The organism is Allorhizobium pseudoryzae, assembly GCF_011046245.1.
Taxonomy (GTDB): Bacteria; Pseudomonadota; Alphaproteobacteria; order Rhizobiales; family Rhizobiaceae; genus Neorhizobium; species Neorhizobium pseudoryzae.
Window position 1 is genome coordinate 1,298,772 of record NZ_CP049241.1, and the last position, 24,960, is coordinate 1,323,731.

Consider the following 24,960-nt stretch of genomic DNA (forward strand, 5'->3'; position numbering starts at 1 on the left):
TCAGGTTCTTCCACTCAACGGATGCGCATCACGGCGCGCCTGCGCCGGGACAGTCCGGACAATCGGGTGTGAAATGCGTCGGGCGGTCTGTCGCGCATGAGGATCTCGAAGAGGGATCTCCATGTCAGGCTTCGACCACGGTTGCCGCGCCCTTTACCACCAAATGACGCCCGCGTCACCACCCAACGGAAAAAGGCCGGTCGCAGGGACCAGCCTTCCTGTCGTCATGGCAAACACTGCTTACTTGCAGGTTTCGATCTGCTTCAGCGCTGCGGCAATGCCGGAGAGCGAATAGGTGTAGCTGGTGTTGGTGCCACGCACCGAAACGGCCTTGACGGTCATCGACTTGCCGCCCTTCATCGCGGCAACCAGAGCAGGCTCTTCGGCCGCATTTTCCACCCAGGCCGCCTTGTCCTTGACGAACATGACGAAGTTCTTCTTGTCGATGGTGACGTTCACCTTCGAATCCGGCTTCAGCGGATATCCCACCATCACCTGCGGCTCATAGGAAATGTTCTGGCCGGGGCGCTGGGAAACCATGAAGAAGATGTCCCCGTGATCGACACTCGCCGGCTCCTTGGCCGTCGGGATCGAAAGGACGTAGCATACCGTACTGTTGCCGGACTTGTAGGAATAGGCGCCCCAGTTCTGGAAGGTCCCAATTCTGTTCGGCGCCTGAGCCGAAGCCACTGCAACGGATGCGAGCAGAAGGGTCGACGCGATGGCGATCTGTCTTACAAACATTGTGTCCTGCCAATTTATGTTCAACGGCCGACCTTGCACCAGGCCGGGCGTGGTCGCGATCCGTTAGACTTTGACTTAATTTCGGTTACCAAACCGTCAACGCCCAGCATCGACAGTGAAGCCAAGGGATCGGTTCGCCATCGAACAGTGTCCGCCCTCCCCGCGTCCCTTCACCCACGAATGAGACGAGGAATTCGGCAAGATTGGGGCCGAAGGTCTGTGGTCGGAATTTCGGCCGGCTCTCTTTGGATGAGCGCAGACCTTTTTAAGCGCGGTTTTCGCCGATCCTGGCCGGCCGGCCCCTGTCACCGCCCGGCGGGAGCCGCGGCTGGATCGGGCTTGCTGTCCGTTACGCCTTCATTCGAAAGCGCCTCGTCGGCGGACTGGTAGTGGCTGTCCTTGATATGCGACTGGATCATGCGGAAGGCGGCCATCAGCACGGCAATGTCATCGGTAAACCCGACGACGGCAAAGATGTCCGGCAGGAAATCCAACGGCAGGACGAAATAGCCGAGCGCCGCAAAAAGCACGCCACGAACCCGGGTCGGGGTCTGAGGGTCCATCGCGCAGAAATAAGCCGCCGCAAGGTCGCGGCTAAAGGGGATGTAGCGGACCGCGCGCTTCATCGTCGGCCAGAATTTCGACCGAACCTGGCGTTCCTGCCGCTCCTGGGTCTCTTCGTCCCCGGGCAAAAGGATCTCACCGATCTTGACGTCGTCCATCGAGCGCTCCCTGCAGTTCGAAACATCGCAGAACCATATGGTCCCGCAACCCGAGAACTTCAATCCACGCGCACGGCCGCCTTGTCCATGGCCGCCGCCAGCGTGAAATCGCGATCCGTCAGGCCGCCGCTGTCATGGGTGGTCAACCGCACCTCCACCCTGGAATAGACATTCCGCCATTCCGGATGATGATCGAGTTTTTCGGCGACCAGCGCACAGCGGGTCATGAAACCGAAGGCTTCGACAAAATCAGCAAACCGGAACGTCCGGCTGATGGAAATCCCGTCATCGCCCAGAGCCCAGCCATCGAGCCCCGAGAGCTTTGCCGAAATCGCGCCGGAGTCCAGTCGTGCGTCGCGCATGCCATCCACCTCAATAGAGGGATTTTTCCACAACGGTATCGCTGGCGGCATAGCCGGACCAGTTTTCCTGCAGGGGAAACACCTCCTCCGTCAGGTAGGGACCGCCGCCCACCGATTCCTTTGAGGACATCAACACGAACCGGCCGACATTGAAGGGAAGGGTGTGGAAATTGCCGCGACCGGCCAGATAGTGGACGACGTCCTCCACCCGTGCGGAGCGAAGGCGCGCGAGCGTCACATGCGGCATGAACTTGCGGGGGTCGGGGGGAAGTCCGATCCGCTGGCAGATCCGCTCGATCTCGCCCTGAAGGGCCGTGAGTTCTGCCGAAGGCGAAACGCCCGCCCAGACGGAATGGGGTTTCTTCGATCCGAAGGAGCCGATGCCGTTGAGGCTGATCTGGAATTCCTCCCGATCGATCCGGTCGAGGCGGGTGACGATCTCGTCGGCCGTGCGACCGTCGACATCGCCGATAAAGCGCAATGTGATGTGGTAGTTCTCGACATCGATCCAGCGTGCACCAGGCAAACCACCACGCAGCAGGGAAAGGCTCATGGCGGCATTACGCGGGACTTCGAGGGCGGTGAAAAGTCTCGGCATAGCGAACCTCCTCGAATCTCTTGCGATATCAATAGCGGAACACGCAATCGGGTTCCGCGCAAGCTATGATTTTTGCCCTGCAACAATCATTTGGTCGCAGAGAGCGATTTGACGAAGGCCTCCACCGCCGGAAGCGACTTTTCCACCATCACCGCCACGCCCTGTTCATTCGGGTGCATCCGGTCCTCAAGCTGCAGATCCTGATGCGTCACCACGCCATCGAGAAAGAACGGATAGAGCGGCACATCATACTTAGCGGCAAGCTTTGGGAAGATCGCATTGAAGCGCTGCCCGTAATCGCCCCCCATGTTCGGCGGCGCCATCATGCCCACCAGCAGGACCGGGATGTTGCGCTCCTTCAACCGGGACAGCATGGCGTCGAGGTTCTTTTCGGTCTGCTCCGGCAAGACGCCGCGCAGCGCATCATTGGCGCCCAGTTCGAGGATGACGCCATTCGTCCCATCCGGCACCGACCAGTCGATACGCGACAGACCACCGGAGGTCGTATCCCCGGACACACCCGCATTCGTGATCGCCACGTCGTACCCCTTCGCCTTCAGCGCCGTCTCAAGCTGGGCGGTATAGGATTCCGCCGGTGCCAGCTGGTAACCGGCCATCAGGCTATCGCCGAACCCGACCAGCTGCAGCGTTTGCGCCTGGGCGCCGAATGCCGCACCGAAGAACAATCCGGTGATGACAATCACGTGATACACGGCTGCTTTGAATTTCATCGGGCCTTTTCCTAGATTGGGTTGGTCTATCGCGCTGCAAGATCCGTAGCGTAAAGATGATAATGCCTGAATTTCTGCCGACATCGGTATCTCTCCCGCCAATATAGGATGGCTTTTCGTGACTAAAACCATCATCGAGCTGAAGAAGGCCGATCTGACGCTTGGAAGCGCCGCCGCTTCCGTCCATGTGCTCAAGGGAATTGATCTTCAGATCGGTGAGGCAGAGGCGGTCGGGATCGTCGGCCCATCGGGATCCGGCAAATCGACGCTTCTGATGGTGCTGGCCGGGCTGGAACGCCTCGACAGCGGCGAGATCACCATTCTCGGCACCCCGCTGCATGCGCTCGGCGAAGATGCGCTGGCCGATTTCCGCGGCCGCAACATCGGCATCGTCTTCCAGTCCTTCCACCTGATTGCCAACATGACGGCGCTGGAAAACGTCGCCGTGCCGCTGGAGCTTGCCAATGTCAAAAATGCTTTCGACATCGCCCGCAAGGAACTGACGGCCGTCGGCCTCGGCGAGCGGTTGAGCCACTATCCGGGACAGTTGTCGGGCGGCGAGCAGCAGCGCGTGGCGATTGCCCGCGCGCTTGCCCCTTCGCCGGCCGTGCTGATTGCCGACGAACCGACCGGCAACCTCGACACCGAAACGGGCCGGCAGATCGCCGATCTGCTGTTTGCCAAGCAGAAGGAGCGCGGCATGACGCTGCTGCTCGTCACGCATGACAACGGGCTGGCGGCGCGCTGCTCCCGCCAGATCCGCGTGCGCTCCGGCGAGATTGCCGATGACAGCGCGGCAAAAACGTCGCCAAAGGCGGCGCTGGCATGAGCGGCACCCTTCCTCGCCTCGGCATCGCCTTGCGCCTGGCGCTCCGCGAACTGCGTGGCGGCCTGTCCGGATTTTATATTTTCCTCGCCTGTATCGCGCTCGGAACCGGTGCCATAGCCGCCGTCAATTCCGTGTCGCGCGGCATCACCGATGCGATTGCAGCCCAGGGACAGACACTTCTCGCCGGCGACATCCGCTTCGAGCTGAACAATCGGCTGGCGACGGATCAGGAACGTGCCTTCCTGGACGGCTTCGGTCAGGTGGCCGTGTCCACCGGCCTTCGCTCCATGGCACGGCTGCCGGACGGATCGCAACAGACGCTGGCCGAAGTCAAGGCGGTCGATGATGCCTATCCGCTTTACGGCACGGTGGAGACCGAGCCGAAAGCCCCGCTTGCCGGCTTGCTTGCGGAAGACGGCGGTCGTTTCGGCGCGCTGGTTGCGCCGCTTCTGCTCGAGCGCCTGAACGTCAAGGTGGGCGACGAGCTGCTGCTCGGCAGCATCCGTCTGCGCATTTCCGGCACCATTGTCGTAGAGCCCGACGCCCTGTCCGAAGGATTCGGCTTTGCGCCGCGCCTGCTTGTCTCGCAACAGGCCCTGCAGGCCTCAGGGCTGATCCAGACGGGCAGCCTGGTGGAACACGCCTACAAGATCAAGCTCGACGATCCGTCGATCCGCAACACGCTGGGTCCTCGCGCCAACCGGGAGTTTCCTGCGGCGGGCTGGTCGATCCGCACCGCCGACCGTGCCGCGCCGTCCCTGACGGAAAACATCGACCGGTTCTCGCAATTCCTGACGCTGGTCGGCTTGACGGCCCTCATCGTCGGCGGCGTCGGCGTTGCCAATGCGGTGCGCGCGTTTCTGGATGCCAAACGGACGAATATCGCCACCTTCAAATGCCTGGGCGCGCCGGCTTTCGTCGTCACCCTCATCTATCTCGTTCAGATCCTGCTCATCGGTTTGCTCGGCATCGCCATCGGGCTTGCCATCGGAGCTGTGGCCCCCTTTGCGGCCTTTGCTTTCCTGCGGGAGTTCCTGCCGATCTCGACGGACGCGACCGTCTATCCGCACGCTCTGCTGCTTGCGACCCTGTTTGGACTGCTGACCACCTTCGCCTTCGCTGTTCTGCCCCTCGGCCACGCCCGCGAAGTGCCGGCGACCGCCCTGTTTCGCGAGCAGAGCTTCGACCAGACGAAACTGCCGCCCTGGCCCTATCTGCTGTCGGCCGGCATTGCGCTGGCCAGCTTGGCGGGACTTGCCATTTTCACCGCCGATGACCGGCGCATCGCCGTGGTATTCCTCGCGGCCGTGGCCGGCGCCTTCGTTCTGCTGAGACTGGTCGCAGCGGGCATTTCAGCGCTGGCGCGTCGCAGCCCTCGCGTCAATTCACCGGCCCTGCGGCTTGCCATCGGCAATATCCATCGCCCCGGCGCATTGACGCCTTCCGTCGTGCTCTCGCTTGGGCTTGGTCTGGCGCTCCTCGTCACGCTGGCGCTCATCGACGGAAACCTTCGCCGCCAGTTGACGGGCGCGATGGCGCAGAACGCGCCGAACTTCTTCTTTGTCGATATCCAGAGCAACGAACGCGAAGGCATGGTGGAGACGATCAAGCGGCTCGCGCCCGATGGCAAGGTCGTTCAGGTGCCGATGCTGCGCGGGCGTATCCTGGCGTTCAACGGCCAGGACGTGGCAAAGATGACCATTCCGGCGGCGGGCCGATGGGTTCTGCGCGGTGACCGTGGCATCACCTATGCCCAGAATGCGCCGGAAGGTTCGAGTATCGTGGAGGGCAGCTGGTGGGCGCCGGACTATACCGGCGAACCGCTCGTTTCCTTCTCGGAGGAAGAAGGCCGCGAACTGGGCCTGAAGCTCGGCGACACCGTGACCGTCAACGTTCTCGGACGCAACATCACCGCCAAGATTGCCAACTTCCGCAAGGTCGAGTGGCGGTCGCTCTCCATCAACTTCGTCATGGTCTTCTCGCCCAACACCTTCCGCGGCGCCCCGCATGCCTGGCTTGCGACCCTGATGGACAGTTCTGCCTCGCCCGAAACGGAGGGTGAAATCCTGCGGGCCGTGACCAGCGCCTATCCGACGGTGACGACGGTGCGGGTGAAGGATGCGCTCGACATTGCCGGTCAGCTGCTTGGCCAGCTGGCAACGGCCATCCGCGCGTCGGCCGCCGTTGCCTTGATCGCCTCGGTGCTGGTTCTGGCCGGCGCCTTGGCCTCCGGAAACCGCGCCCGCACCCATGATGCCGTCATTCTCAAGACTCTCGGCGGAACGCGGTCTATGCTGATGCGGGCCTTCAGCTACGAATACATGATCCTCGGGCTGGCAACCGCGATCTTTGCACTGCTCGCGGGCGGCATCTCGGCCTGGTTCGTCGTCAGCAACATCATGAAGATGGAGGCAAGCTTCCTGCCGGACGTGGCGGTCATGACGGTCGTCGGCGCCCTGGTGCTCACCGTCGGGATCGGCCTTCTCGGGACCTGGCGAATCCTGGGACAGAAAGCGGCACCCGTGTTGCGCGAGCTGTGACGGAATGACCAAAACCTTGCCGGGCCTGCATTAAATCTTTGTCACCTTGGCGAATCCGGCGCGATTCGGGCCGAGGCTACTTGAAGCCATGCGGCCAACGGCGCATATTCAGGGCATGCTTGCTGAGGCTCCGCAGCGGCGCCAGGGCCAACCGGGCTCGACACCGTAGCAACATCGGGGCTTTGAGAGGACACCATGTCTGACCGCTTTAACTACCAGACCCGCGCCCAGACCGGCGCGATGATCGATGAAGGCCTGCGCACCTACATGCTGAAGGTCTATAACCTGATGGCGCTCGGTCTCGCCATCACCGGCCTTGCCGCTTTCGGCACCTGGCAGCTTGCCGTCGATGGCGGTCAGCTGACCGCATTCGGTACGGCGCTTTATGCGAGCCCGCTGAAGTGGGTGGTCATGCTCGCCCCGCTGGGAATGGTCTTTTTCCTGAGCTTCCGGATCAACCGCATGTCGGTCTCCGCCGCGCAGACGACCTTCTGGATCTATGCCGCGCTGATGGGCCTTTCCCTCTCGTCGATCTTCCTGGTCTTCACCGGCCAGAGCATCGTGCAGACCTTCTTCGTCACGGCGGCTTCGTTCGGTGCCCTCTCACTCTACGGCTACACCACGAAGCGTAACCTGACGGCGATGGGTTCGTTCATGATCATGGGTCTGTTCGGCCTGATCATCGCCTCGATCGTCAACATCTTCCTCGCCTCTTCGGCGCTTGGCTTTGCCATCTCCGTGCTCGGCGTACTGATCTTCGCGGGCCTCACCGCTTACGATACACAGAAGATCAAGGAAATGTACTTCGATGGCGACGACGCAGCCGTCATGGGTCGCAAGGCGATCATGGGTGCGCTGACGCTCTACCTCGATTTCGTCAACCTGTTCATGTTCCTCTTGCAGTTCCTCGGCAACCGCAACAACTGAACCGGATACCAGGTACACCTTTAGAAAGGCGGCTCTCGGGCCGCCTTTTTTCGTCGGCTTTCGCATTGCGGCGATCACGGGATTGTCATCAGGCCGGACGAGGCTTAGCGTTGGCCATCGTCCGATTGATTGAATTTGCAAGCTTCCATGACATTTCTCCTGCGCGACGCGACCGCGTCTGACCTTCCCGCCATCACCGCCATCTATCGCGACAGCGTTCTCAACGGAACGGCAAGCTATGAGCTTGATCCGCCGGATGAGGCCGAGATGCACGCCCGTTTCGAGGCGATCTTGGACAAGGGGTATCCCTACATCGCCGCCATCGACAGGGACGGCACGCTTCTGGGTTACGCCTATGCTTCGGCCTTCCGCACCCGCCCGGCCTATCGATGGCTGGTGGAGGATTCCATCTATCTCGCCCCTGAGGCCCGTGGACGCGGGATCGGCAAGGCCCTGCTGAAGGAACTGGTGGCCCGTTGCACGGGCGCCGGCTTCCGCCAGATGGTGGCGGTTATCGGTGGTGCCAGCGAAGCCTCCTGCGCGCTGCATGCAGCACTCGGTTTCCGGATGGTCGGAACGCTGACCGGCACCGGCTTCAAACACGAGCGCTGGCTGGATACGGTCTTCATGCAGCGTGAGCTGGGGGATGGCAACGCCACACCGCCCGGTGCGATTCGCCCCGGCGGGGGCTGAGCCAGACCTCCTGCGGTGCGGCCGGCCTATTCGACGAGCTTCAGAACCTTGTCGAAGACCTTGAGCACCTGCGGCAACTCATGGCCGCGCTTGAGGATCATGCCGTGCGTGTTGACGACGCTATAGGCACCCTGCTTGGCAGAAAGCTTCGGGTTTTTCTCGATGCGGAAGAGCGGCATCTCGCCCGAGCGTTTGAAGATGGAAAAGACCGCCTTGTCCTTCATATGGTCGATGGCGTAGTCCTTCCACTCGCCTTCGCCCACCATGCGGCCATAGATACGAAGAATCGCATCGAGTTCACGGCGGTGGAACGTGACAGGGATCGGATCCAGGTTCTGGCGGTATTGACCGAGATCGACGACGACATTTGCCGAGGATGAACCCGGCGCGTTTAAATCCGGCTGATCAGTCATCAAAGCTCCCAAGCCTTGTAACACTTCCATGACAGTGTGCCCGACTGGGGGCAAAATGCAAGCGACGAAGCGGAAACGCCGATCGTCCCGGGAAGGTCCCAGAGGGGCCGATTAAATCTGACATTGTTTCCGGTGTTTGCCCGAATTCGAACAAACAGACGCCGGATTCGCAGGGCAGTCTTCCTGTTATCCAGCTGGCGCCCCGCGCCAGACCGGGCCGGTCCTTGGCGTTGACCTTACCCCCAGCCCCCATCGCCAAGGGCCGGACCTTTCTCACCGGCCCTCAATCGTGCCGCTTGCGGCCCGCCATGATCAGCGTGGCACCGAGGATCGCCGCCGGCTCGCCCTTCGGGCTGGAGGTCTGCAGAAGCACGGCGCACCCATCCTTCTTCGTCCGTCCGAGTGTCTTTGCCGGCAGCGTGATCTTCTGTGGCTTTCCATCCCACATGCCGACCGTCTGCACGTCGTAAACGCTGTGCCAGTATTCCATGGTGCGGCCGCTGTTTTCGCCGCGCTGCACCTCGACCTCTTCCTTCTTGGTGAAGTAGGCGACCACGATATCCGCACGCCCCTCACCGGCGCCGATGTCGATGACCATCTGGTCATCCTGCATGCGGACTGCGACCGGCACCCTCATGCCTTCGCCCTTGCCGGTCATGTCCTCCACCAGCGTATTGATGGCGGGAAGATCCATGCCCTTCACATGCTGGCGGCCATTGATGATGGCCTGGGGGGTGTAGACGCCGCTGCGCCCCATGGAATGCGCGTAGCCATACTGGCGTTCGGTGTTCTCCTTGGAGCTCAGCGTGTCGGTCCAGCCGAGGTAGTTCCAGTAATCGACGTGGTAGGACAGAGCCACCACATCACCCTGCTGAACGAGTTTCTTCAGCGCAGCATCGGCCGGCGGACAGGAGACACAACCCTGAGAGGTAAACAGTTCAACAACGCCCTTCGGCGAAGCAACATCGCCTGCCCATGCGTTGCCGCAAAAGAACAGGGCCATCAGCAGCAGGGTGCCGCAACGGGCTGTCAGCAGGTGGGAATTTCCGAGAGGCATCACAAGTCTTCGTTGCACGAGGCAGTTTGGGTCGGGTCAAACCTAACCCGTCCCGTTCATCAATCGGAAGTCACAAGCGGGTGAGACCCCGCCGATCAGGAAATTGCGCATAAAAAAGCCGCCGAGCAAGTCTGCCCGGCGGCTTCACGATCAGTTTTTCACGATTCAGGCCGCGAGATCGCGCAGAACCGTCTGCAGGATGCCGCCATTGTTGACGTAGGTGACCTCATCCAGCGTATCGATGCGGCAGAGGATCTTGATCTCCTTCACGGACCCATCCGCATAGGTGATCTTGGCCGTCTTCCATTCGCGCGGCTTGATCTCGCCGTTGAGGCCTTCGATGGTGACGGTCTCGTCACCCTTCAGATCCAGGCTCTGCCAGCTCATGCCCTCTTCGAAGACAAAGGGAACGACGCCCATGCCGACGAGGTTCGAACGGTGGATACGCTCGAAGGACTGGGCGATCACGGCGCGCACGCCGAGCAGGTTGGTGCCCTTGGCAGCCCAGTCACGCGAGGAGCCGTTGCCGTATTCGACACCGGCGAAGATGACGAGCGGAACGCCCTCGGCCTTGTACTTCATGGCCGCGTCGTAGATCGACATCTCTTCCTTGGACGGATAGTGGACGGTGTAACCGCCTTCCTTGCCGTTCGGGCCGAGCATGAAGTTGCGGATGCGGATGTTGGCGAACGTGCCGCGCATCATCACTTCATGGTTGCCACGGCGCGTGCCGTACTGGTTGAAGTCCGCAACCGAGACGCCATTGCCGATGAGGTAGGCACCGGCCGGAGACTGCGCCTTGATCGAACCGGCCGGAGAAATGTGGTCGGTGGTGATCTTGTCGCCGAAGAGACCGAGAACCCGGGCATTGACGATGTTCTCAGTGCCGAGACCGGCCTTCTTCGGCATGCCGACGAAGTAGGGCGGGTTCTGCACGTAGGTCGACTGGTCGTCCCAGGCATAGGTCTGGCCTTCCGGAACCTGCACGGCCTGCCAGTTGGCATCGCCCTTGAAGACGTCGGCATACTTGGTTTCGAACAGTTCGCGGGTGACGTACTTCTGGATGAACTCCTGCACTTCGGCAGAGGTCGGCCAAATGTCCTTCAGGTAGACCGGGTTGCCGTCACGGTCTTCGCCGAGCGGCTCGGTCGTCAGGTCCTTCTGGACCGTGCCGGCGAGTGCGTAGGCGACGACGAGCGGCGGGGACGCCAGGTAGTTCGCCTGGACGTCCGGCGAGATACGGCCTTCGAAGTTGCGGTTGCCGGAGAGAACGCCAGCGGCAATCACGCCCTTGTCGTTGATCGTCTTGGAGATCGGCGCCGGCAGCGGGCCGGAATTGCCGATGCAGGTGGTGCAGCCGAAACCGACCAGGTTGAAGCCCAGCGCGTCGAGTTCCTTCTGCAGGCCCGACTTTTCGAGGTATTCACCGACGACCTGCGATCCCGGAGCGAGCGAGGTCTTTACCCACGGTTTGGACTTCAGGCCCTTGGCAACCGCGTTTCGGGCGAGAAGGCCGGCAGCGATCAGCACGCTCGGGTTCGAGGTGTTGGTGCAGGACGTGATGGCGGCAATCGCCACGTCGCCGTGGCCGAGATCGAAATCCGTGCCTTCGACGGCCCAGCGCTGGGAAAGCTGACCCGGCTTCTTGTAATCGCCTTCAAGGGCGGTGGCGAAGTTCGGCGCGATGGTTTCGAGCGGCAGACGGCCTTCCGGACGCTTCGGGCCGGCCATGGACGGCACGACGTCGCCGAGGTCGAGTTCCAGCGTATCGGTGAAGACGAGGTCGGAACCATCGCCTTCGCGCCACATGCCCTGTGCCTTGGAATAGGCTTCGACGAGGGCGATACGGTCCTTCGTGCGGCCCGACATGTCGAGGTAACCGACGGTGGCCGAATCAACCGGGAAGAAGCCACAGGTCGCGCCATACTCCGGACCCATGTTGCCGATCGTTGCGCGGTCGGCGACCGGCAGCGTGTCGAGACCCGTGCCGTAGAATTCGACGAACTTGGATACGACGCCCTTCTTGCGCAGCATCTGCACGACGGTGAGCACGAGGTCGGTTGCCGTCACGCCTTCCTTCAGCGTGCCGGTGAGCTTGAAGCCGATGACTTCCGGCAGCAGCATGGAGACCGGCTGGCCGAGCATGGCGGCTTCCGCTTCGATACCGCCAACGCCCCAGCCGAGAACGCCAAGACCGTTGATCATGGTGGTGTGGCTGTCGGTGCCGACGCAGGTATCCGGATAGGCGATGGTTTCGCCGTCTTCGTCCTTCGTCCAGACCGTCTGGCCGAGATATTCGAAGTTCACCTGGTGACAGATACCCGTGCCCGGGGGAACGACGCGGAAGTTCTTGAACGCCTGCTGGCCCCACTTCAGGAAGCGGTAACGCTCGCCGTTGCGCTCATATTCGAGTTCGACGTTGCGGGCAAAGGCGTTCGGATTGCCGAATTCATCGACGATAACCGAGTGGTCGATTACGAGGTCGACCGGAACCAGCGGGTTGATCTTTTCCGGATCACCGCCGAGAGCCTTGATCCCGTCACGCATGGCAGCAAGGTCGACGACCGCCGGAACGCCGGTGAAGTCCTGCATCAGGACGCGGGCCGGGCGATAGGCGATTTCGTTTTCGACCTTGCCCTTGTTGCCGAGCCATTCGGCCACCGACAGTATGTGCTCCTTGGTCACGGACTTGCCGTCTTCGAAGCGCAGCAGGTTTTCGAGCAGCACCTTCATGGAGAAGGGCAGCTTGGACACGCCGGGAAGGCCGTTGGCCTCCGCCTTCGGCAGGCTGTAATAGACGTAGTCCTTGCCGCCCACGGTCAACACGGACCGGCAATTGAAACTGTCGAGAGATTTTGTCACGGAAACAACCCCGCTGATATTAAGAGCCAACACGCGCGTGCGGACGCCTATGCACTACATGCACATCAGGATGCGGGTACGACCATTTCCGCTGTCCGCACGAGAAGAATGAACTTCAGGTCCGGCGCAAAGTGAAAATCACGCCGGCCGCTGGCGTGGTTGCGAAGCTTATAGATAATTTCTAAGAACTGTTCCAGACCGTGACAGGGCCGTTCTGCATTTTTTTTGATCGCTTTCGGCGAATGGCAAACAAAGGCTAACCACATGCGGCTGACTGCCGAACACCTCTCGGCCCGACGCGGAGAGGATCTGATTTTCTCTAACATTTCCTTCGACTTGAGGGCGGGGCAATCGCTCGTGCTGACGGGGCGCAACGGCAGTGGAAAATCCACCCTGTTGAGGGTGGTGGCGGGCCTCATCCGACCCGCCTCCGGCCATATCTCCTGGCAGGACGACACCCTGCCGGAACCGCTCCCGCCGGCGGAAGTGTGTCATTATCTCGGGCATCGGAACGCGATGAAACCGGAACTGACGGTTGCGGAAAATCTTGCCTTCTGGCGGGATTTCCTCGGCAACCGGCCGGGCGGAACGGACCTGTCCATTGAGGAGGCCGCCGAGACGGTGGAACTGCCGGCCATCCTGCATCTGCCCTTCGGTTATCTCTCCGCCGGCCAGCAACGCCGCATGGCGTTCGCCAAGCTTTTGGTCGCCCATCGCCCGGTCTGGATCCTCGACGAGCCGACCGCGGCCCTGGACACGGCCGCCGAAGCGCTCTTCAGCCGGCTGATTCGCTCCCATCTCGAGCAGGGCGGCCTCACTCTCGCCGCCACCCACCAGCCGCTGGACTTTGAGGCCCATCATCGGCTGGAGATGAAGGGGTTTGCGTTTGCCGGGATGGAGGACGGGGTATGATCGCGAGGCACAGACGTTCAGGGTCTTCTGAAGCCTGTCATGGGCTTTCCGGTATCACTTCTGCGGTGAGACCAGACCTATTGTCTCTGAAAACAACAATGCCGTCATCATCCTCGGGCTTGACCCCAGGATCCTTCCTGCCCGCAAAACAAAGTGCAGAACAGTTGGCTCGGCAAACACTTGCGCCGTGGATCCTCGGGTCAAGCCCGAGGATGACGACAGATGGGGCGTTCCTTCAGCGCATAAGTCTATCGGCTGAAGGCTCAATCGAGATAGCCTTTGCATCAAGGCGGGGAGAGGGCTGGGGTGAGGGGCACGCGACAGGAAAGGCCCTCGCATGACCGCCCTCCTGCTGCGTGACCTGAAACTCTCCATCCGTGCCGGCGGCGGGGCGCTGATCGGCATCCTGTTTTTCCTGACCGTCGTCGCCGTCATCCCCTTCGGCGTCGGGCCGGATCTCAATCTTCTGGCCCGAATCGGGCCCGCCATCGTCTGGATCGGCGCGCTGCTCGCGGCCCTTCTCGGGCTCGACCGGATGTTCCAGACCGATCGAGACGACGGTTCGCTCGATCTTCTCCTGATGCAGGAGCATCCGCTGGTCCTGACCGTGCTCGTCAAATGCCTGGCGCACTGGATCGCCAACGTGCTGCCGCTGGTGATTGCCTCGCCGCTGCTCGGCCTCTTCATGAACATGGACGAGGTGGCGATCGGCGCAGCGATGCTGACGCTGCTCGTCGGCTCGCCGGCGCTGACGCTGATCGGCGCGGTCGGGGCGGCGGTCGCCGTCACCCTGCCGCGCGGCGGGCTGCTGGTGTCAATCCTCGTTTTGCCCCTCTGCATCCCGGTGCTGATCTTCGGCGTCAGCGCCACCTATGCGGCGGTGGAGGACCCGGCGCCTTTCCTGCCGCCATTTCTGATTCTCACCGCCATCACGATGTTTTTTGCCGTGCTCGGTCCGCTGGGTGCGGCGCTGGCGTTGCGCAATGCCGGGGATTGACTAGAATCAAGGAATGACAGGGCAGTTTGCCTAGAAGGACGCCATGACCGAAAGCCTTGCCATCCGCAAATTCAGCGACCTTGCCAACCCGACGCGTTTTCTGGCGCTGGCCGAGCGTGTGCTGCCCTGGCTTGCCGCACTCTGTTGCGTGCTCTTTGCCGTTGGCCTCATTCTTTCCTTCACCACCGAAGGCGATTACCAGCAGGGCGATACGGTGCGCATCATGTATATCCATGTGCCGGCCGCCTGGCTCTCGATGATGTGTTATTCGGTGATGGCGCTGTCGGCGATCGGCACGCTGGTCTGGCGCCACCCGCTGGCGGATGTCAGCCACAAGGCCGCAGCCCCGCTCGGCGCTGCCTTCACGTTGATCGCACTCGTCACCGGTTCGCTGTGGGGCAAGCCGATGTGGGGCACCTGGTGGGTCTGGGATGCCCGGCTCACCTCCGTCTTCATCCTGTTCCTGATGTATCTCGGCCTGATCGCGCTCAACCGGTCGATGGATGATCCCTCGCGCGCCGCCCGCGTCTCGGCCGTCTTGATCCTCGTCGGTTTCGTCAACATCCCGATCATCAAGTTTTCCGTCGATTGGTGGAACACGCTGCACCAGCCGGCGAGCGTCATCCGGCTCGACGGCCCGACCATCGACCCGGAATTCCTCTGGCCGCTGCTGATCATGGCGGTGGCCTTCACGCTGCTCTTCTTCTGCCTGCACATCATGGCGATGCGCAACGAGATCTGGCGCAGGCGCGTGGCAACGCAGCGCCGCCTTGCCGCCCGCATGGCCGGCCGGGGAGACTGAGATGACCCACGCCTTCTACATCCTCACCGCCTACACCCTGACCACGCTGACAATTCTCAGCCTCATTGCCTGGACCTGGATGGATGGCCGCGCCCGCCGCCGGGAACTGGCGGAACTCGAAGCATCCGGCCTGCGCCGGCGGAGCGCGGCGGCACCGGCCGGGACCCCATCACCATGACAACAGACAGCGACACCCAGCCGAAGCGCCGCACGACGCGCGTGCTGGTGCTGATCCCTCTTGCGATCTTCGCCGGCTTTGCCGCCATTGCCGGAAAAATGCTGTATGATCAGGACGTCAACGGCCTCGATGTCTCGGCCATCCCGTCCGCGCTCATCGGCAAGCCGGCGCCGTCGCTATCCCTGCCCGCGCTCGACGGATCTCAGACGCCGGCGCTGACCGACGCCGCCATCCGCGGCCGGCTCACCCTCGTCAACGTGTTTGCCTCCTGGTGCGTGCCCTGCCGGCAGGAACACCCGCTGCTGACGGAACTGGCAAAGGATCCGCGCCTGACGATCGTCGGCATCAACTACAAGGACCGCAACGACAACGCGCTGCGCTTCCTCGGCGAGCTCGGCAATCCGTATGATGCGATCGGCATCGACCCGAACGGCAAGGCGGCGATCGACTGGGGCGTCTACGGCATTCCGGAAAGCTATCTGGTCGGCCCGGATGGAACAATTCTCTACAAGCGCGTCGGCCCCTTTGATGAGCGCAGCGTCGTGCAGGATCTGCTACCGTCGATCGAGACGGCGACGAACAAACCGTCAAGCTGAGAAACCGTCTATCGTCTCTTGCCTTTATTTACGTATCACTACATGATACTAAAGATGGAGGCGAGGAATGATCCGGTCGTTCCGGGACAAGCGTACTGAAGCAGTTGACGCCGGGACCATTCGAAAAGGTTTTCCAGCCGAGCTTGTGCGTCGTGCACAGCAGTTGTTGACGCTGATCGACGCGGCACGGTCTCTGGATGATCTTCGGTCCCCGCCTGGCAATCGACTCGAGAAGTTATCGGGAGATCGCGAAGGCCAGCATTCGGTCCGCATCAACGTACAGTGGCGGATCTGTTTCATCTGGAAGGACGGCGATGCGGAAGAGGTCGAAATCGTCGATTACCACTGAAGACCGTGGTTTAAGGCAGGAGGCATAACATGACACTCAGCAAGGCACCGGCCATTCATCCGGGTGAGATTCTGAGAGATCTGTATCTTGAGCCCCTCGGCATGTCGCCCTACGCACTCGCCAAGACGCTGAGGGTTCCGCGCACGCGTATCGAACGGATCGTTGCGGAGAAAATCGGCATCAGCGCGGATACCGCACTGCGGCTTGCCAAGTTCTTCCGGACGACGCCCGAACTCTGGCTCAATCTTCAATCCACGTACGACCTTAAGAAGCAGAGCGCAGAACTAGCCCCGGAACTGGCGCAGATTCCCGAATTGGGCGAGGCTGCGTAACAGGGTCTACAACGCTGCCTGCCACGCCTTGATCGCCTCGACTGGCCAGACCAGCATCAGGACGTTCAGCGTGAGATTATCGCGGATCAGCCAGCCGGTGAAGATTTCGAAGACAATGGCGACGAGAACCGTCACCCAGACCGGCATGCGGGCGGCAAACAGGAAACCGAGCGCCATGAACACCGTGTCCATGGCTGAGTTCAGGATGCTGTCACCTTCGTAACCGATCGCCATGGTAGCGGAGCGATAGCGGTTGATGATGATGGGTGAGTTTTCCAAAAGCTCCCAGGCCGCCTCGATGAGGGTGGCGAGAGCCAGGCGTTTGCCGAGGGAGGCCTTGCGCAGCACGAGCCACCCCAGCCCGTAGAACAGGAAACCGTGGATGATGTGGCTCGGCGTATACCAGTCGGCTAGGTGCTGGGAATTGCCCGGCGTGTTGACGCCCGGCTCGAACAGCTTGATCGTGCCACAGGAGCAGATCCACAGGCGGCCCATCAGATGTTCCGCCACGATCTGAACCAGAAGAATGACAAAGGCAATGGTCAGCCAGAACTGGCCGCTGCGGCGATTCTGCGAAACCACAAGCGCACTCACGCGCCATCCTCGTTCTTCTGGTCGAGCGAGTGCTTCATGATCAGCGGCATCTGCGCGAGCGTGAAGGCAATGGTGATCGGCATCGTGCCCCAGACCTTGAAATTCACCCAGACCGCATCGGAGAAATTGCGCCACACCACTTCGTTCAGCACCGCGAGAAACAGGAAGAAGATGCCCCAGCGCAGTGTCAGTTTTCTCCAGCCTTCCTCCGTCAGCTGGAAGGCGGCGTTGAACACGTAGCCCAGCAGCGACTTGCCAAACATCAGCCCCACCAGCAGCGCCACGCCGAAGAGCGTGTTGACGATGGTCGGCTTCATCTTGATGAAGATCTCGTCCTGCAACCAGATCGACAGGCCGCCGAAGATCAGCACGACGATGCCCGACACAAACGGCATCACCGGCAGATGCTTGAAGACGATCTTCGAGACGATGAGCGACAGCACCGTCGCGGCCATGAAGAGGCCCGTCGCCACCAGCAGCGGCCCGCCAAGCACAGACAGCGACGGAAAGGTCTGTACCAGCCATTCGCCGCGCAGATTGCCGAAGAAGAAGACCAGCAGCGGGCCGATTTCCAGTGCGAACTTCAGGCCCGCATGCTGCTTTTCCGCGCGGGTCGCCACTGTATCGCTTTCGAGGCTCTGCATGGTTCTGTCTTATCTTTCCGTTGATCTTTGTCGATGCAAACGCTGCATCTGTGGCATCAATGCGTCACGCCCGCAATCGCGCGGGCAAAATCCTCCGCCTCGAAGGGTTCGAGATCGTCGATCCCCTCGCCGACGCCGATGAAATAGACCGGCAGCTTGTGCTTGGCAGCAATTGACACCAGGATGCCGCCGCGCGCCGTGCCATCGAGCTTGGTCATGATCAGCCCGCCAACGCCCGCTACGTTGCGGAAGATCTCGACCTGTTGCAGGGCGTTCTGGCCGGTCGTGGCATCCAGCGTCTGCAACACGGTATGCGGCGCATCTGGATCGAGCTTGCCGAGCACGCGCACGATCTTTTCGAGCTCCGCCATCAGCTCGGCCTTGTTCTGCAGACGCCCCGCCGTATCGATGATCAGCACGTCGCATTTCTTAGCTTTCGCCTGCTCGAAGGCATCATAGGCAAGGCCCGCCGCATCGGCGCCGAGCTTGGTGCCGATAAATTCGGACTTGGTGCGATCCGCCCAGATCTTCAGCTGCTCGATCGCCGCCGCACGGAACGTATCGCCCGCCGCCAGCATGACCTTGAGGCCCGAACCGGAGAGCTTGGCAGCCAGCTTGCCGATCGTCGTCGTCTTGCCCGTGCCGTTGACGCCGACGACGAGGATGACATGCGGCTTGTGGGAAAGGTCCAGCTCCAGCGGCTTTGCCACCGGCTTCAGCACCTTGGTAATTTCGGAGGCCATGATGCGCGACACGTCTTCGCCGGTCACATCCTTGCCGTAGCGCTCGGAGGAGAGCGTGTCAGCGATGCGCATGGCGGTTTCGACGCCGAGATCCGCCTGGATCAGCAGGTCTTCCAGCTCCTCCAGCGTCGCCTCGTCCAGCTTGCGCTTGGTAAACAGCGCCGCGATCTGCCCGGTCAGCTGCGCCGACGTGCGCGACAGGCCCTGGCGGAGACGCTGGAACCAGGAAAGTTTCGGCTCCGGCAGCGCTTCGACGATGGGTGTTTCGGCCTTGCGGGTGGCGAACCCTTTGGGGAGGGCGGGTTCGGCGAGAGGCGATGATGCTTCGGCTGCAAAAGAGGAAACGGCAGCGGACGCGTCGCCCCCCTCTGCCCTACCGGGCATTTCCCCCACACGGGGGGAGATCGCTTCCGGGTTGCCGGCTTCCCCAACCAAGTCCCGAGCGGAGGAACCTGGCTCTCCCAACTGCGCCTCAAGAGGTGCAACGTTGGTAAGGGAATGGCCCTCGTGCCGCGAGTCGATCTCCCCCCTTGTGGGGGAGATGCCCGGCAGGGCAGAGGGGGGTATGGCGGGCGCATCGGCAGAGATCTCAGCAACAGCGTCTTCTGCCGCCTCGGCCTCCAGCAGCGACAGAGGCACCAGGCCCAGTTCACCCGGCATGTCGCCGGGCGCAAGAAGCACAGGCTCGTCATCGCCTGGTTCGTCATCGGCAGGACCACCCGCCGTGTCCATTTCGACATCGGCCACCGGATCGACGGCGGAGACGGGCAGGTCTTCCGCGCGGCCATGCGGCTCCGTCTCGGCCGAAAGCGCAACGCGTTCTTCCGCGGAAAGCCCTTCCGCCTTCTCGCTCTCCGCCGGCTTGTCCTTGCCGAACGAGAAAACCTTTTTGATGAACCCCAGCGCCATGAATGATCCGTTCCGTCACGCCGCCACAGCAGCGATGACCTGCATTGTCAGATGTTTGCCATTGTGGCCGGTCACGGTGACCGGCACCAGATCGCGCGGCGAAAGACCGGGAGCCGCGACCAGCGAAAAATTCTCGGTGTGCGCAAAGCCGCTCATTTCCACCAGGATCGTCTGGCGCGTGCCGACCATCCGGTCAAGATGGGCGATGAGCAGCGCCTCTCCCGTAACGCGAAGCCGTGCTGCCCGTTCCTTGACGAGCGCCCGGTCGTGCTGCGGCATGCGCGCCGCCGGTGTGCCCGGTCGCGGGCTATAGGGAAAGACATGCAGATAGGAAATGCCGCACTCCTGCGCATGACGAAGCGCATTGCCGAACATCTCTTCGGTTTCGGTCGGGAAACCGGCGATCATGTCGGCGCCAAAGCTGACGTCGGGCCGCAGCCGACGCACCTGCTCCACGAAGGAAAGCGCATCGGCGCTCGAATGCCGGCGCTTCATCCGCTTCAGGATCATGTCGTCGCCATGCTGCAGCGAGAGGTGCAGATGCGGCATGAAGCGCGGCTCGTCGCCCAAAAGATCGAACAGATGGCTGTCCGCCTCGATACTGTCGATGGAGGAGAGCCGCAGCCGCTGGATCTCAGGAATCTGCTTCAGAAGCGTTTTCGCGAGCAGGCCGAGCGTCGGCGTTCCCGGCAAGTCGGCACCATAACTGGTGGCATCGACACCGGTCAGCACGATCTCGCGATAGCCGGCCTCCACCAGTCTACGGGCCTGATCGACCACGGCCCCCATCGGCACCGAGCGGGAATTGCCGCGGCCATAAGGAATGATGCAGAAGGTGCAGCGATGGTCGCAGCCGTTCTGCACCTGGATGAAGGCCCGCACATGCCCGTCGATGTGCTTGACCATCTGCGGCGCGGTGGCCTTGACGCTCATGATGTCGTTGACGCGCAGCTTCTCTTCCGCCGAGACGCCGAAATCCGGCAGCGCGCGATAGGAGGCGCTCTTCAGCTTCTCCTCATTGCCGAGCACCGCATCCACTTCCGGCATCGCGCCAAAGGTCTCGGCCTCCGTCTGCGCCGCGCAGCCCGTCACGATGATACGCGCATGCGGATTGTCGCGCCGTGCACGGCGGATCGCCTGGCGCGCCTGGCGCACCGCTTCGCCTGTCACCGCGCAGGTGTTGACGAGGACGGTATTATTCAGCCCCGCCTTTTCCGCCTCGGCCCGCATGACTTCGGATTCGTAGGTGTTGAGGCGACAGCCGAAGGTGATGATCTCGACGCCGCTCACCGCGCCAGAGCCTCGGCCTCGTTGTCCCGCTCGAACTGACCGGTCGTCGGCTCGAGCCGGCCGGACCACTCCCATTCGGCAGGGCCGGTCATCACCACATGGTCATCCGCCCGCCAGTCGATCGAGAGCTTGCCGCGATTGGGGCTGGAGGCGACGATGATATCCACCTTGCGTTCGGTGCGACCCGTGCGGGCGCCGGAAACGCCGGCGGCACAGGCGGCCGATCCGCAGGCGAGCGTCAACCCCGCTCCGCGTTCCCAGGTGCGCGTGACCATCTCCGTCGGCGACATCACATGGGCCAGCGTGATATTGGCCTTTTCCGGAAACATCGGATGGTTTTCGAGAAGCGGCCCAAACCGCTCCAGCTCGAAGGTCATCGGGTCGCGATCGACCCAGAAGACGGCATGCGGATTGCCCATCGACATCGTCGCGGGCGAATGCAGGACCGGGGCGTCGATCGGCCCGATCTGCAGCTCGATGCGGCTGGTATCGTGAAATTCTTCCGAAAGCGGGATACGGTCCCAGGCAAAGACGGGCCGGCCCATATCGACCGAAATCGTGCCATCCGCATGCTCTTCCGCATTCAGGATGCCGGCGACCGTCTGGAAGGTGAAGACCTTGCGGCCCGTCTCAGAGGCCAGCGCCTGCACCACGCAGCGCGTGCCATTGCCACAGGCCTGCGCCTTCGTGCCATCGCAGTTGAGGATATCGATATAGGCATCCGTGCCGGACGCCTTCGGATCATGGATCGCCATGATCTGGTCGAAACCCGTGGCCGGATCGGCGGCCAAGGCAATGGCAGCATCCGGCGTGACGCGATCGGAACGGCCACGCATATCGACGACCAGGATCTTGTTGCCAAGCCCGTTCATCTTCGCGAATTCGACCATCTGCGCCATGCTGGAACCACCTGTCTTGCGGAACGCCCGCCGTTTCCAGCCTATATGGCGGAAAACGGCGCTCATTTCCAGTGTGCATGCAGGGTCGCCCCTCACCCGCCCCCATGGCCCGTTCGGCAAGGTGAGAGGCGCATACCCCGACAGAGGAGGCCCGTTCCTATCCGCGCTTCCGCTCAACGCAGGGCGCCATGACGCACAGCAGTTCGAAGAGGATGTTGGCGCCGGCAAGCGCCGTCATGCCGGCCAGATCGAAGGGCGGCGCGACTTCGACCACATCGGCCCCGACGATATCGACACCGGCGAGGAGACGGACCAGTTGCTGCGCCTCGCGGGTGGAAAAGCCGCCGATTTCCGGCGTGCCGGTGCCGGGCGCCATGGATGGATCGATGCTGTCGATATCGAAGGTGACATAGGTCGCGCCATCGCCGACGATCGCACGGGCTTCCGCCATCACATCGACAGCGCCGCGTTCGACGAATTCCTCCATGTAGATAATGCGGATGCCCTGGCTTTTCGCCCAATCATGGTCGGTCGTGTCATAGATCGAACCGCGGATGCCGATCTGTACCATGCGTTTCGGATCAAGAAGACCTTCTTCGATCGCCCGGCGGAAGGGCGTGCCGTGCGTATATTTGTTACCGCCGAAATAGCTGTCATTGGTGTCCGTATGCGCATCGAAATGCACCATGCCGACCGGCCGGGATTTTGCCACGGCGCGCAAGACCGGAAGCGTTGTCAGGTGATCGCCGCCGACCGAGAGCGGCAGCGCGCCGGCAGAGACAATGCCGGCAATGCCCTCTTCGATCCGCCGCAGGCCATCCATCAGGTCGATCGGATTGACCGAGACATCGCCGACATCCGCGACATTGGCGATGGAAAACGGCTCGACGCCCGAAACGTGATGGACGCGGCGAATGAGGCTCGACTGGTTGCGCACCTCGCGCGGACCATGGCGGGCACCTGCCCTGTTCGTCGTGCCGCCATCCCAGGGAATGCCGACCAGCGCGATATCCAGGCCCGCAGCAGAGGAGACCGCAGGCAGGCGCATGAAGGTGGAATGGCCGGCAAAGCGGGGAACTTCAGCCGCATCGACGGGCTGATGGAAAGACGAGGTCATGGGAGGCTCCAGATGAGGACAGGCGATTGCCACCGCAGTGCAGCAGAACGCGACCCATCTGTAAATGCCGGTTTGCGACAGGCCGGGCTGTCAGGCATCCGGGACGTCGAACACCTCGCCGGGCCGCAAGGGCCGGAACCGCTCGGGCTTGATCTTCGCCGCCGTCAGGGCATTGCCAAGTGCGGCCAGCGGCTCCTCGATCCCCTCGTCGGTCAGTTTCACCGTGCCCCAATGATGGCCAAGCGCGTAGGAGGCCTTGGCCAACTGCATGCCCGCCACCGCCTCTTCCGGGTTCTGGTGCTGCGCCTTCATGAACCAGCGCGGCTCGTAAGCCCCGATCGGCAGGATCGCCAGCCGGAATCCGCCATGCTTTTCCGCGGCCAGCCTGTAGTTGATGCCCCCGTGGAAGCCGGTATCGCCGATATGGTAGATCTTGCCGGCATGGGTTTCGATAACGAAGGCGGCCCACAGCGCCATGCGGCGGTCATTCAGGCCGCGCGCCGACCAGTGGTGGCAGGGCTCGCAATGGAGGGTGACGTTCTTGCCGACATAGGTCTTCGCGCTCCAATCCATGACGGTGATCTTCGGATCATCGAGCTCCGGCCCGAAGATCGCATCATTGCCGAGCGGTGTGATGAAGTGGGGACGATGTACCTCGTGCAGCTTTTTCAACGTCGCAAGGTCGAGATGGTCATAATGATTATGCGTGACGATGACGATATCGATCGCCGGCAGATCCTCCAGGCGGATGCCGGGCTGGTTCACCCGCTTCGGGCCGGCAAAGGAAACCGGGCTGGTGCGCTCCGACCAGACGGGGTCGGTCAGGATGTTGAGACCGGCCACTTGGATGAGCATGGAGGCATGTCCGACCATGGTGACCACCAGGCGGTTTCCCGTCACCCGCTTTTCCGGCACCGCCGGGGGAAACGGGCTCGGATAGGCTTCCGGCCAGTCGATGCTCTTGCCGTTGAAGCGCCAGCGCAGAAGACTGCCAAACCCTGCGGGCTCTTCGCCACCCGGATTGAAGAAGCGCGTGCCATCGAAATGGTCTGAGAGCGGGCCCGTATAATAGCGATTGGCTGCCATGGCTCTCCCTGCCGCAAGCCCGCCGCTCAAAAGCGCAAGACTGCCGATTGCTGACCATTTCAAGACGTTGCGACGTTTCATAAGACATCTATAGGGAGCGGTGAACACGGCTTCAACCAGCGTTACGTCCAAGCGTTCCCCTGGATCAGACTCTCACGCGGGCGTGATGTCGGTTCTCCCGAAATCGTCACCGACGAAGAGCAGTGGCACATCAAGCGCCTTGGCAGTGGCATAGGCAAAGCAATCGCCGAAATTGAGCTTGGCCGGGTGGCCCGTGGCACGACCAAAGTTCCGGGCTGCGTCGAGCGCGAGACGGTGCATGCCCACATCGATTGGCACTTCGGTGGCACCAATAGTGGTGAGAAACTCCTCCACATCTGCCTGCACGTCCATAAGCAGGCCTGCGGGTGTCGGAACTTGATCACCATAGATCGAAATGGCCGTCTTCCGCGCCAAACCGACAACAGCTTCATACATGGTTATGGACGAGTAATAGATTGGGTTGGAGGTCTGCCGAATTCGGTGCATCAGATCATCAGCCAAAGCCTCACGTGCAAGGATTGCGACGACGGCTGAGGCATCAACAAACATCAGACTTCCCACATGGCGTCCATGTAAGCCTTGTCGTCATAGTGGCTGGGATCTTTCCCCAGCCGCGACGCCACTCGGTCTTGAATACGACTGACTCGATCAACCAAAGGACGCTTGTCATCGGCCCGCATCAGCTCGTTCTGCAGCGCGCGCAAAACTGCTTCGGATTTGCTCTTCGTTCCGAGGCGCCGCATGAGCTCGTCCGCCAGGGCATCGATTTCTGCATCACGAATGAAAAGAGACATCACCGACCTCCGATGATTGAATATTTTCACCTTATCATATCCAAGGTCCATCGCAAAATGCCGGAACGCTCGCAAAAACCCCTCCTACCCTTGACTCTCCCGCCCTCTTCGGGTTTAAGCGGCGCGATCTGCTGAAAGTTGACGAGACTTTAGCCACCGACCGGGACCCGTAGAGGTATAAACAGATCCCGGAGGTCA

The 24,960-nt window shown here is 61.9% G+C and carries 29 protein-coding genes; 11 read left to right on the forward strand and 18 right to left on the reverse strand.

The window, feature by feature from the left end:
* Positions 1-240: 240 nt before the first annotated feature.
* The 5 genes from G6N78_RS06405 to G6N78_RS06425 form a co-directional block, all read right to left on the reverse strand.
* Entirely contained in the window at positions 241-744 is a 504-nt protein-coding gene (locus G6N78_RS06405; protein WP_165216710.1) for an invasion associated locus B family protein, read from the reverse strand.
* A gap of 305 nt (positions 745-1,049) precedes the next feature.
* The gene (locus tag G6N78_RS06410) at positions 1,050-1,466 is read right to left on the reverse strand and encodes a YkvA family protein (RefSeq protein WP_165216712.1); all 417 of its coding nucleotides are present in this window, start codon (positions 1,464-1,466) and stop codon (positions 1,050-1,052) included.
* A gap of 59 nt (positions 1,467-1,525) precedes the next feature.
* On the reverse strand, positions 1,526-1,828 hold the full coding sequence (locus tag G6N78_RS06415) for a 4a-hydroxytetrahydrobiopterin dehydratase (protein ID WP_165216714.1): 303 nt from the start codon (positions 1,826-1,828) through the stop codon (positions 1,526-1,528).
* Between the two features lie 10 nt (positions 1,829-1,838).
* Positions 1,839-2,426 (reverse strand): RNA 2',3'-cyclic phosphodiesterase, encoded by a 588-nt coding sequence (thpR, locus tag G6N78_RS06420; RefSeq protein WP_165216715.1) that lies wholly within the window; start codon positions 2,424-2,426, stop codon positions 1,839-1,841.
* 86 nt (positions 2,427-2,512) lie between these two features.
* Positions 2,513-3,157 carry an arylesterase gene (locus tag G6N78_RS06425; protein WP_165216717.1) on the reverse strand — a complete coding sequence of 215 codons (645 nt, stop codon included), beginning with the start codon at positions 3,155-3,157 and terminating at the stop codon, positions 2,513-2,515.
* Between the two features lie 118 nt (positions 3,158-3,275).
* Between G6N78_RS06425 and G6N78_RS06430 the strand changes: the two genes are divergently transcribed.
* From G6N78_RS06430 to G6N78_RS06445, 4 genes are all read left to right on the forward strand, one after another.
* On the forward strand, positions 3,276-3,986 hold the full coding sequence (locus G6N78_RS06430) for an ABC transporter ATP-binding protein (RefSeq protein WP_165216719.1): 711 nt from the start codon (positions 3,276-3,278) through the stop codon (positions 3,984-3,986).
* Positions 3,983-6,526 carry an ABC transporter permease gene (locus G6N78_RS06435; protein WP_165216721.1) on the forward strand — a complete coding sequence of 848 codons (2,544 nt, stop codon included), beginning with the start codon at positions 3,983-3,985 and terminating at the stop codon, positions 6,524-6,526. The genes G6N78_RS06430 and G6N78_RS06435 overlap by 4 nt, the downstream gene beginning before the upstream one ends.
* 195 nt (positions 6,527-6,721) lie before the next feature.
* Positions 6,722-7,453 carry a Bax inhibitor-1/YccA family protein gene (locus G6N78_RS06440; protein WP_165216723.1) on the forward strand — a complete coding sequence of 244 codons (732 nt, stop codon included), beginning with the start codon at positions 6,722-6,724 and terminating at the stop codon, positions 7,451-7,453.
* Between the two features lie 147 nt (positions 7,454-7,600).
* The gene (locus G6N78_RS06445) at positions 7,601-8,146 is read left to right on the forward strand and encodes a GNAT family N-acetyltransferase (protein WP_165216725.1); all 546 of its coding nucleotides are present in this window, start codon (positions 7,601-7,603) and stop codon (positions 8,144-8,146) included.
* A gap of 26 nt (positions 8,147-8,172) precedes the next feature.
* Here G6N78_RS06445 and G6N78_RS06450 read toward each other — a convergent pair whose 3' ends face one another.
* From G6N78_RS06450 to G6N78_RS06465, 4 genes are all read right to left on the reverse strand, one after another.
* Positions 8,173-8,559: a DUF2794 domain-containing protein gene (locus G6N78_RS06450; RefSeq protein WP_165216727.1), complete on the reverse strand. Its 387-nt coding sequence runs from the start codon at positions 8,557-8,559 to the stop codon at positions 8,173-8,175.
* A 283-nt stretch (positions 8,560-8,842) separates the two neighbouring features.
* Positions 8,843-9,562 carry a DUF1223 domain-containing protein gene (locus G6N78_RS06455; protein ID WP_165221361.1) on the reverse strand — a complete coding sequence of 240 codons (720 nt, stop codon included), beginning with the start codon at positions 9,560-9,562 and terminating at the stop codon, positions 8,843-8,845.
* A gap of 219 nt (positions 9,563-9,781) precedes the next feature.
* Positions 9,782-12,478: an aconitate hydratase AcnA gene (gene acnA / locus G6N78_RS06460; protein ID WP_165216729.1), complete on the reverse strand. Its 2,697-nt coding sequence runs from the start codon at positions 12,476-12,478 to the stop codon at positions 9,782-9,784.
* Positions 12,479-12,543: 65 nt separating this feature from the next.
* On the reverse strand, positions 12,544-12,744 hold the full coding sequence (locus G6N78_RS06465; RefSeq protein ID WP_165216731.1) for a hypothetical protein: 201 nt from the start codon (positions 12,742-12,744) through the stop codon (positions 12,544-12,546).
* Between G6N78_RS06465 and ccmA the strand changes: the two genes are divergently transcribed.
* The 7 genes from ccmA (at position 12,743) to G6N78_RS06500 (ending at position 16,644) form a co-directional block, all read left to right on the forward strand.
* Positions 12,743-13,390, forward strand: a complete 648-nt coding sequence (ccmA, locus tag G6N78_RS06470) for a heme ABC exporter ATP-binding protein CcmA (RefSeq protein ID WP_165216732.1) — start codon at positions 12,743-12,745, stop codon at positions 13,388-13,390. The two genes, G6N78_RS06465 and ccmA, sit on opposite strands and share 2 nt — an antisense overlap.
* A 337-nt stretch (positions 13,391-13,727) precedes the next feature.
* On the forward strand, positions 13,728-14,387 hold the full coding sequence (ccmB, locus tag G6N78_RS06475; RefSeq protein WP_165216734.1) for a heme exporter protein CcmB: 660 nt from the start codon (positions 13,728-13,730) through the stop codon (positions 14,385-14,387).
* 43 nt (positions 14,388-14,430) lie between these two features.
* Positions 14,431-15,189: a heme ABC transporter permease gene (locus G6N78_RS06480; protein WP_165216736.1), complete on the forward strand. Its 759-nt coding sequence runs from the start codon at positions 14,431-14,433 to the stop codon at positions 15,187-15,189.
* A 1-nt stretch (position 15,190) separates the two neighbouring features.
* The gene (ccmD, locus tag G6N78_RS06485; RefSeq protein ID WP_165216738.1) at positions 15,191-15,367 is read left to right on the forward strand and encodes a heme exporter protein CcmD; all 177 of its coding nucleotides are present in this window, start codon (positions 15,191-15,193) and stop codon (positions 15,365-15,367) included.
* Positions 15,364-15,963, forward strand: a complete 600-nt coding sequence (locus G6N78_RS06490) for a DsbE family thiol:disulfide interchange protein (RefSeq protein ID WP_165216740.1) — start codon at positions 15,364-15,366, stop codon at positions 15,961-15,963. Before ccmD ends, G6N78_RS06490 begins: the two co-directional genes overlap by 4 nt.
* A gap of 67 nt (positions 15,964-16,030) precedes the next feature.
* Positions 16,031-16,312 (forward strand): type II toxin-antitoxin system RelE/ParE family toxin, encoded by a 282-nt coding sequence (locus G6N78_RS06495; protein ID WP_165216742.1) that lies wholly within the window; start codon positions 16,031-16,033, stop codon positions 16,310-16,312.
* Positions 16,313-16,341: 29 nt separating this feature from the next.
* Entirely contained in the window at positions 16,342-16,644 is a 303-nt protein-coding gene (locus tag G6N78_RS06500) for a HigA family addiction module antitoxin (protein ID WP_165216744.1), read from the forward strand.
* A gap of 6 nt (positions 16,645-16,650) precedes the next feature.
* On the opposite strand, the gene G6N78_RS06505 is transcribed toward G6N78_RS06500, so the two are convergent.
* From G6N78_RS06505 to G6N78_RS06545, 9 genes are all read right to left on the reverse strand, one after another.
* Positions 16,651-17,226, reverse strand: a complete 576-nt coding sequence (locus G6N78_RS06505; protein ID WP_370691515.1) for a DUF2585 domain-containing protein — start codon at positions 17,224-17,226, stop codon at positions 16,651-16,653.
* A gap of 8 nt (positions 17,227-17,234) precedes the next feature.
* Entirely contained in the window at positions 17,235-17,882 is a 648-nt protein-coding gene (locus G6N78_RS06510) for a septation protein A (RefSeq protein WP_165216748.1), read from the reverse strand.
* Between the two features lie 56 nt (positions 17,883-17,938).
* Positions 17,939-19,534 carry a signal recognition particle-docking protein FtsY gene (gene ftsY, locus G6N78_RS06515; protein WP_165216750.1) on the reverse strand — a complete coding sequence of 532 codons (1,596 nt, stop codon included), beginning with the start codon at positions 19,532-19,534 and terminating at the stop codon, positions 17,939-17,941.
* Between the two features lie 15 nt (positions 19,535-19,549).
* Positions 19,550-20,824, reverse strand: a complete 1,275-nt coding sequence (gene mtaB, locus G6N78_RS06520; protein ID WP_165216752.1) for a tRNA (N(6)-L-threonylcarbamoyladenosine(37)-C(2))-methylthiotransferase MtaB — start codon at positions 20,822-20,824, stop codon at positions 19,550-19,552.
* On the reverse strand, positions 20,821-21,723 hold the full coding sequence (gene dapF, locus G6N78_RS06525) for a diaminopimelate epimerase (protein ID WP_165221364.1): 903 nt from the start codon (positions 21,721-21,723) through the stop codon (positions 20,821-20,823). The genes mtaB and dapF overlap by 4 nt, the downstream gene beginning before the upstream one ends.
* Before the next feature lie 157 nt (positions 21,724-21,880).
* Positions 21,881-22,840, reverse strand: a complete 960-nt coding sequence (gene speB, locus G6N78_RS06530) for an agmatinase (protein WP_165216754.1) — start codon at positions 22,838-22,840, stop codon at positions 21,881-21,883.
* 90 nt (positions 22,841-22,930) lie between these two features.
* A complete protein-coding gene (locus G6N78_RS06535) occupies positions 22,931-24,007 on the reverse strand; it encodes an MBL fold metallo-hydrolase (RefSeq protein ID WP_165216756.1) in 1,077 nt (358 codons plus the stop codon).
* A 72-nt stretch (positions 24,008-24,079) separates the two neighbouring features.
* Positions 24,080-24,517 (reverse strand): type II toxin-antitoxin system VapC family toxin, encoded by a 438-nt coding sequence (locus tag G6N78_RS06540; protein ID WP_165216758.1) that lies wholly within the window; start codon positions 24,515-24,517, stop codon positions 24,080-24,082.
* The gene (locus G6N78_RS06545; RefSeq protein WP_165216760.1) at positions 24,517-24,762 is read right to left on the reverse strand and encodes a type II toxin-antitoxin system VapB family antitoxin; all 246 of its coding nucleotides are present in this window, start codon (positions 24,760-24,762) and stop codon (positions 24,517-24,519) included. The genes G6N78_RS06540 and G6N78_RS06545 overlap by 1 nt, the downstream gene beginning before the upstream one ends.
* Positions 24,763-24,960: the final 198 nt, after the last annotated feature.

Coding starts and splice junctions, on each gene's coding strand:
- G6N78_RS06405 (WP_165216710.1), bottom strand. CDS start 744: ATGTTTGTAAGACAGATCGCCATCGCGTCGACCCTTCTGCTCGCATCC.
- G6N78_RS06410 (WP_165216712.1), bottom strand. CDS start 1,466: ATGGACGACGTCAAGATCGGTGAGATCCTTTTGCCCGGGGACGAAGAG.
- G6N78_RS06415 (WP_165216714.1), bottom strand. CDS start 1,828: ATGCGCGACGCACGACTGGACTCCGGCGCGATTTCGGCAAAGCTCTCG.
- thpR (WP_165216715.1), bottom strand. CDS start 2,426: ATGCCGAGACTTTTCACCGCCCTCGAAGTCCCGCGTAATGCCGCCATG.
- G6N78_RS06425 (WP_165216717.1), bottom strand. CDS start 3,157: ATGAAATTCAAAGCAGCCGTGTATCACGTGATTGTCATCACCGGATTG.
- G6N78_RS06435 (WP_165216721.1), top strand. CDS start 3,983: ATGAGCGGCACCCTTCCTCGCCTCGGCATCGCCTTGCGCCTGGCGCTC.
- G6N78_RS06440 (WP_165216723.1), top strand. CDS start 6,722: ATGTCTGACCGCTTTAACTACCAGACCCGCGCCCAGACCGGCGCGATG.
- G6N78_RS06445 (WP_165216725.1), top strand. CDS start 7,601: ATGACATTTCTCCTGCGCGACGCGACCGCGTCTGACCTTCCCGCCATC.
- G6N78_RS06450 (WP_165216727.1), bottom strand. CDS start 8,559: ATGACTGATCAGCCGGATTTAAACGCGCCGGGTTCATCCTCGGCAAAT.
- G6N78_RS06455 (WP_165221361.1), bottom strand. CDS start 9,562: ATGGCCCTGTTCTTTTGCGGCAACGCATGGGCAGGCGATGTTGCTTCG.
- ccmA (WP_165216732.1), top strand. CDS start 12,743: ATGCGGCTGACTGCCGAACACCTCTCGGCCCGACGCGGAGAGGATCTG.
- G6N78_RS06465 (WP_165216731.1), bottom strand. CDS start 12,744: ATGTGGTTAGCCTTTGTTTGCCATTCGCCGAAAGCGATCAAAAAAAAT.
- ccmB (WP_165216734.1), top strand. CDS start 13,728: ATGACCGCCCTCCTGCTGCGTGACCTGAAACTCTCCATCCGTGCCGGC.
- G6N78_RS06480 (WP_165216736.1), top strand. CDS start 14,431: ATGACCGAAAGCCTTGCCATCCGCAAATTCAGCGACCTTGCCAACCCG.
- ccmD (WP_165216738.1), top strand. CDS start 15,191: ATGACCCACGCCTTCTACATCCTCACCGCCTACACCCTGACCACGCTG.
- G6N78_RS06490 (WP_165216740.1), top strand. CDS start 15,364: ATGACAACAGACAGCGACACCCAGCCGAAGCGCCGCACGACGCGCGTG.
- G6N78_RS06495 (WP_165216742.1), top strand. CDS start 16,031: ATGATCCGGTCGTTCCGGGACAAGCGTACTGAAGCAGTTGACGCCGGG.
- G6N78_RS06500 (WP_165216744.1), top strand. CDS start 16,342: ATGACACTCAGCAAGGCACCGGCCATTCATCCGGGTGAGATTCTGAGA.
- G6N78_RS06510 (WP_165216748.1), bottom strand. CDS start 17,882: ATGCAGAGCCTCGAAAGCGATACAGTGGCGACCCGCGCGGAAAAGCAG.
- ftsY (WP_165216750.1), bottom strand. CDS start 19,534: ATGGCGCTGGGGTTCATCAAAAAGGTTTTCTCGTTCGGCAAGGACAAG.
- dapF (WP_165221364.1), bottom strand. CDS start 21,723: ATGGCGCAGATGGTCGAATTCGCGAAGATGAACGGGCTTGGCAACAAG.
- speB (WP_165216754.1), bottom strand. CDS start 22,840: ATGACCTCGTCTTTCCATCAGCCCGTCGATGCGGCTGAAGTTCCCCGC.
- G6N78_RS06535 (WP_165216756.1), bottom strand. CDS start 24,007: ATGAAACGTCGCAACGTCTTGAAATGGTCAGCAATCGGCAGTCTTGCG.
- G6N78_RS06540 (WP_165216758.1), bottom strand. CDS start 24,517: ATGTTTGTTGATGCCTCAGCCGTCGTCGCAATCCTTGCACGTGAGGCT.
- G6N78_RS06545 (WP_165216760.1), bottom strand. CDS start 24,762: ATGTCTCTTTTCATTCGTGATGCAGAAATCGATGCCCTGGCGGACGAG.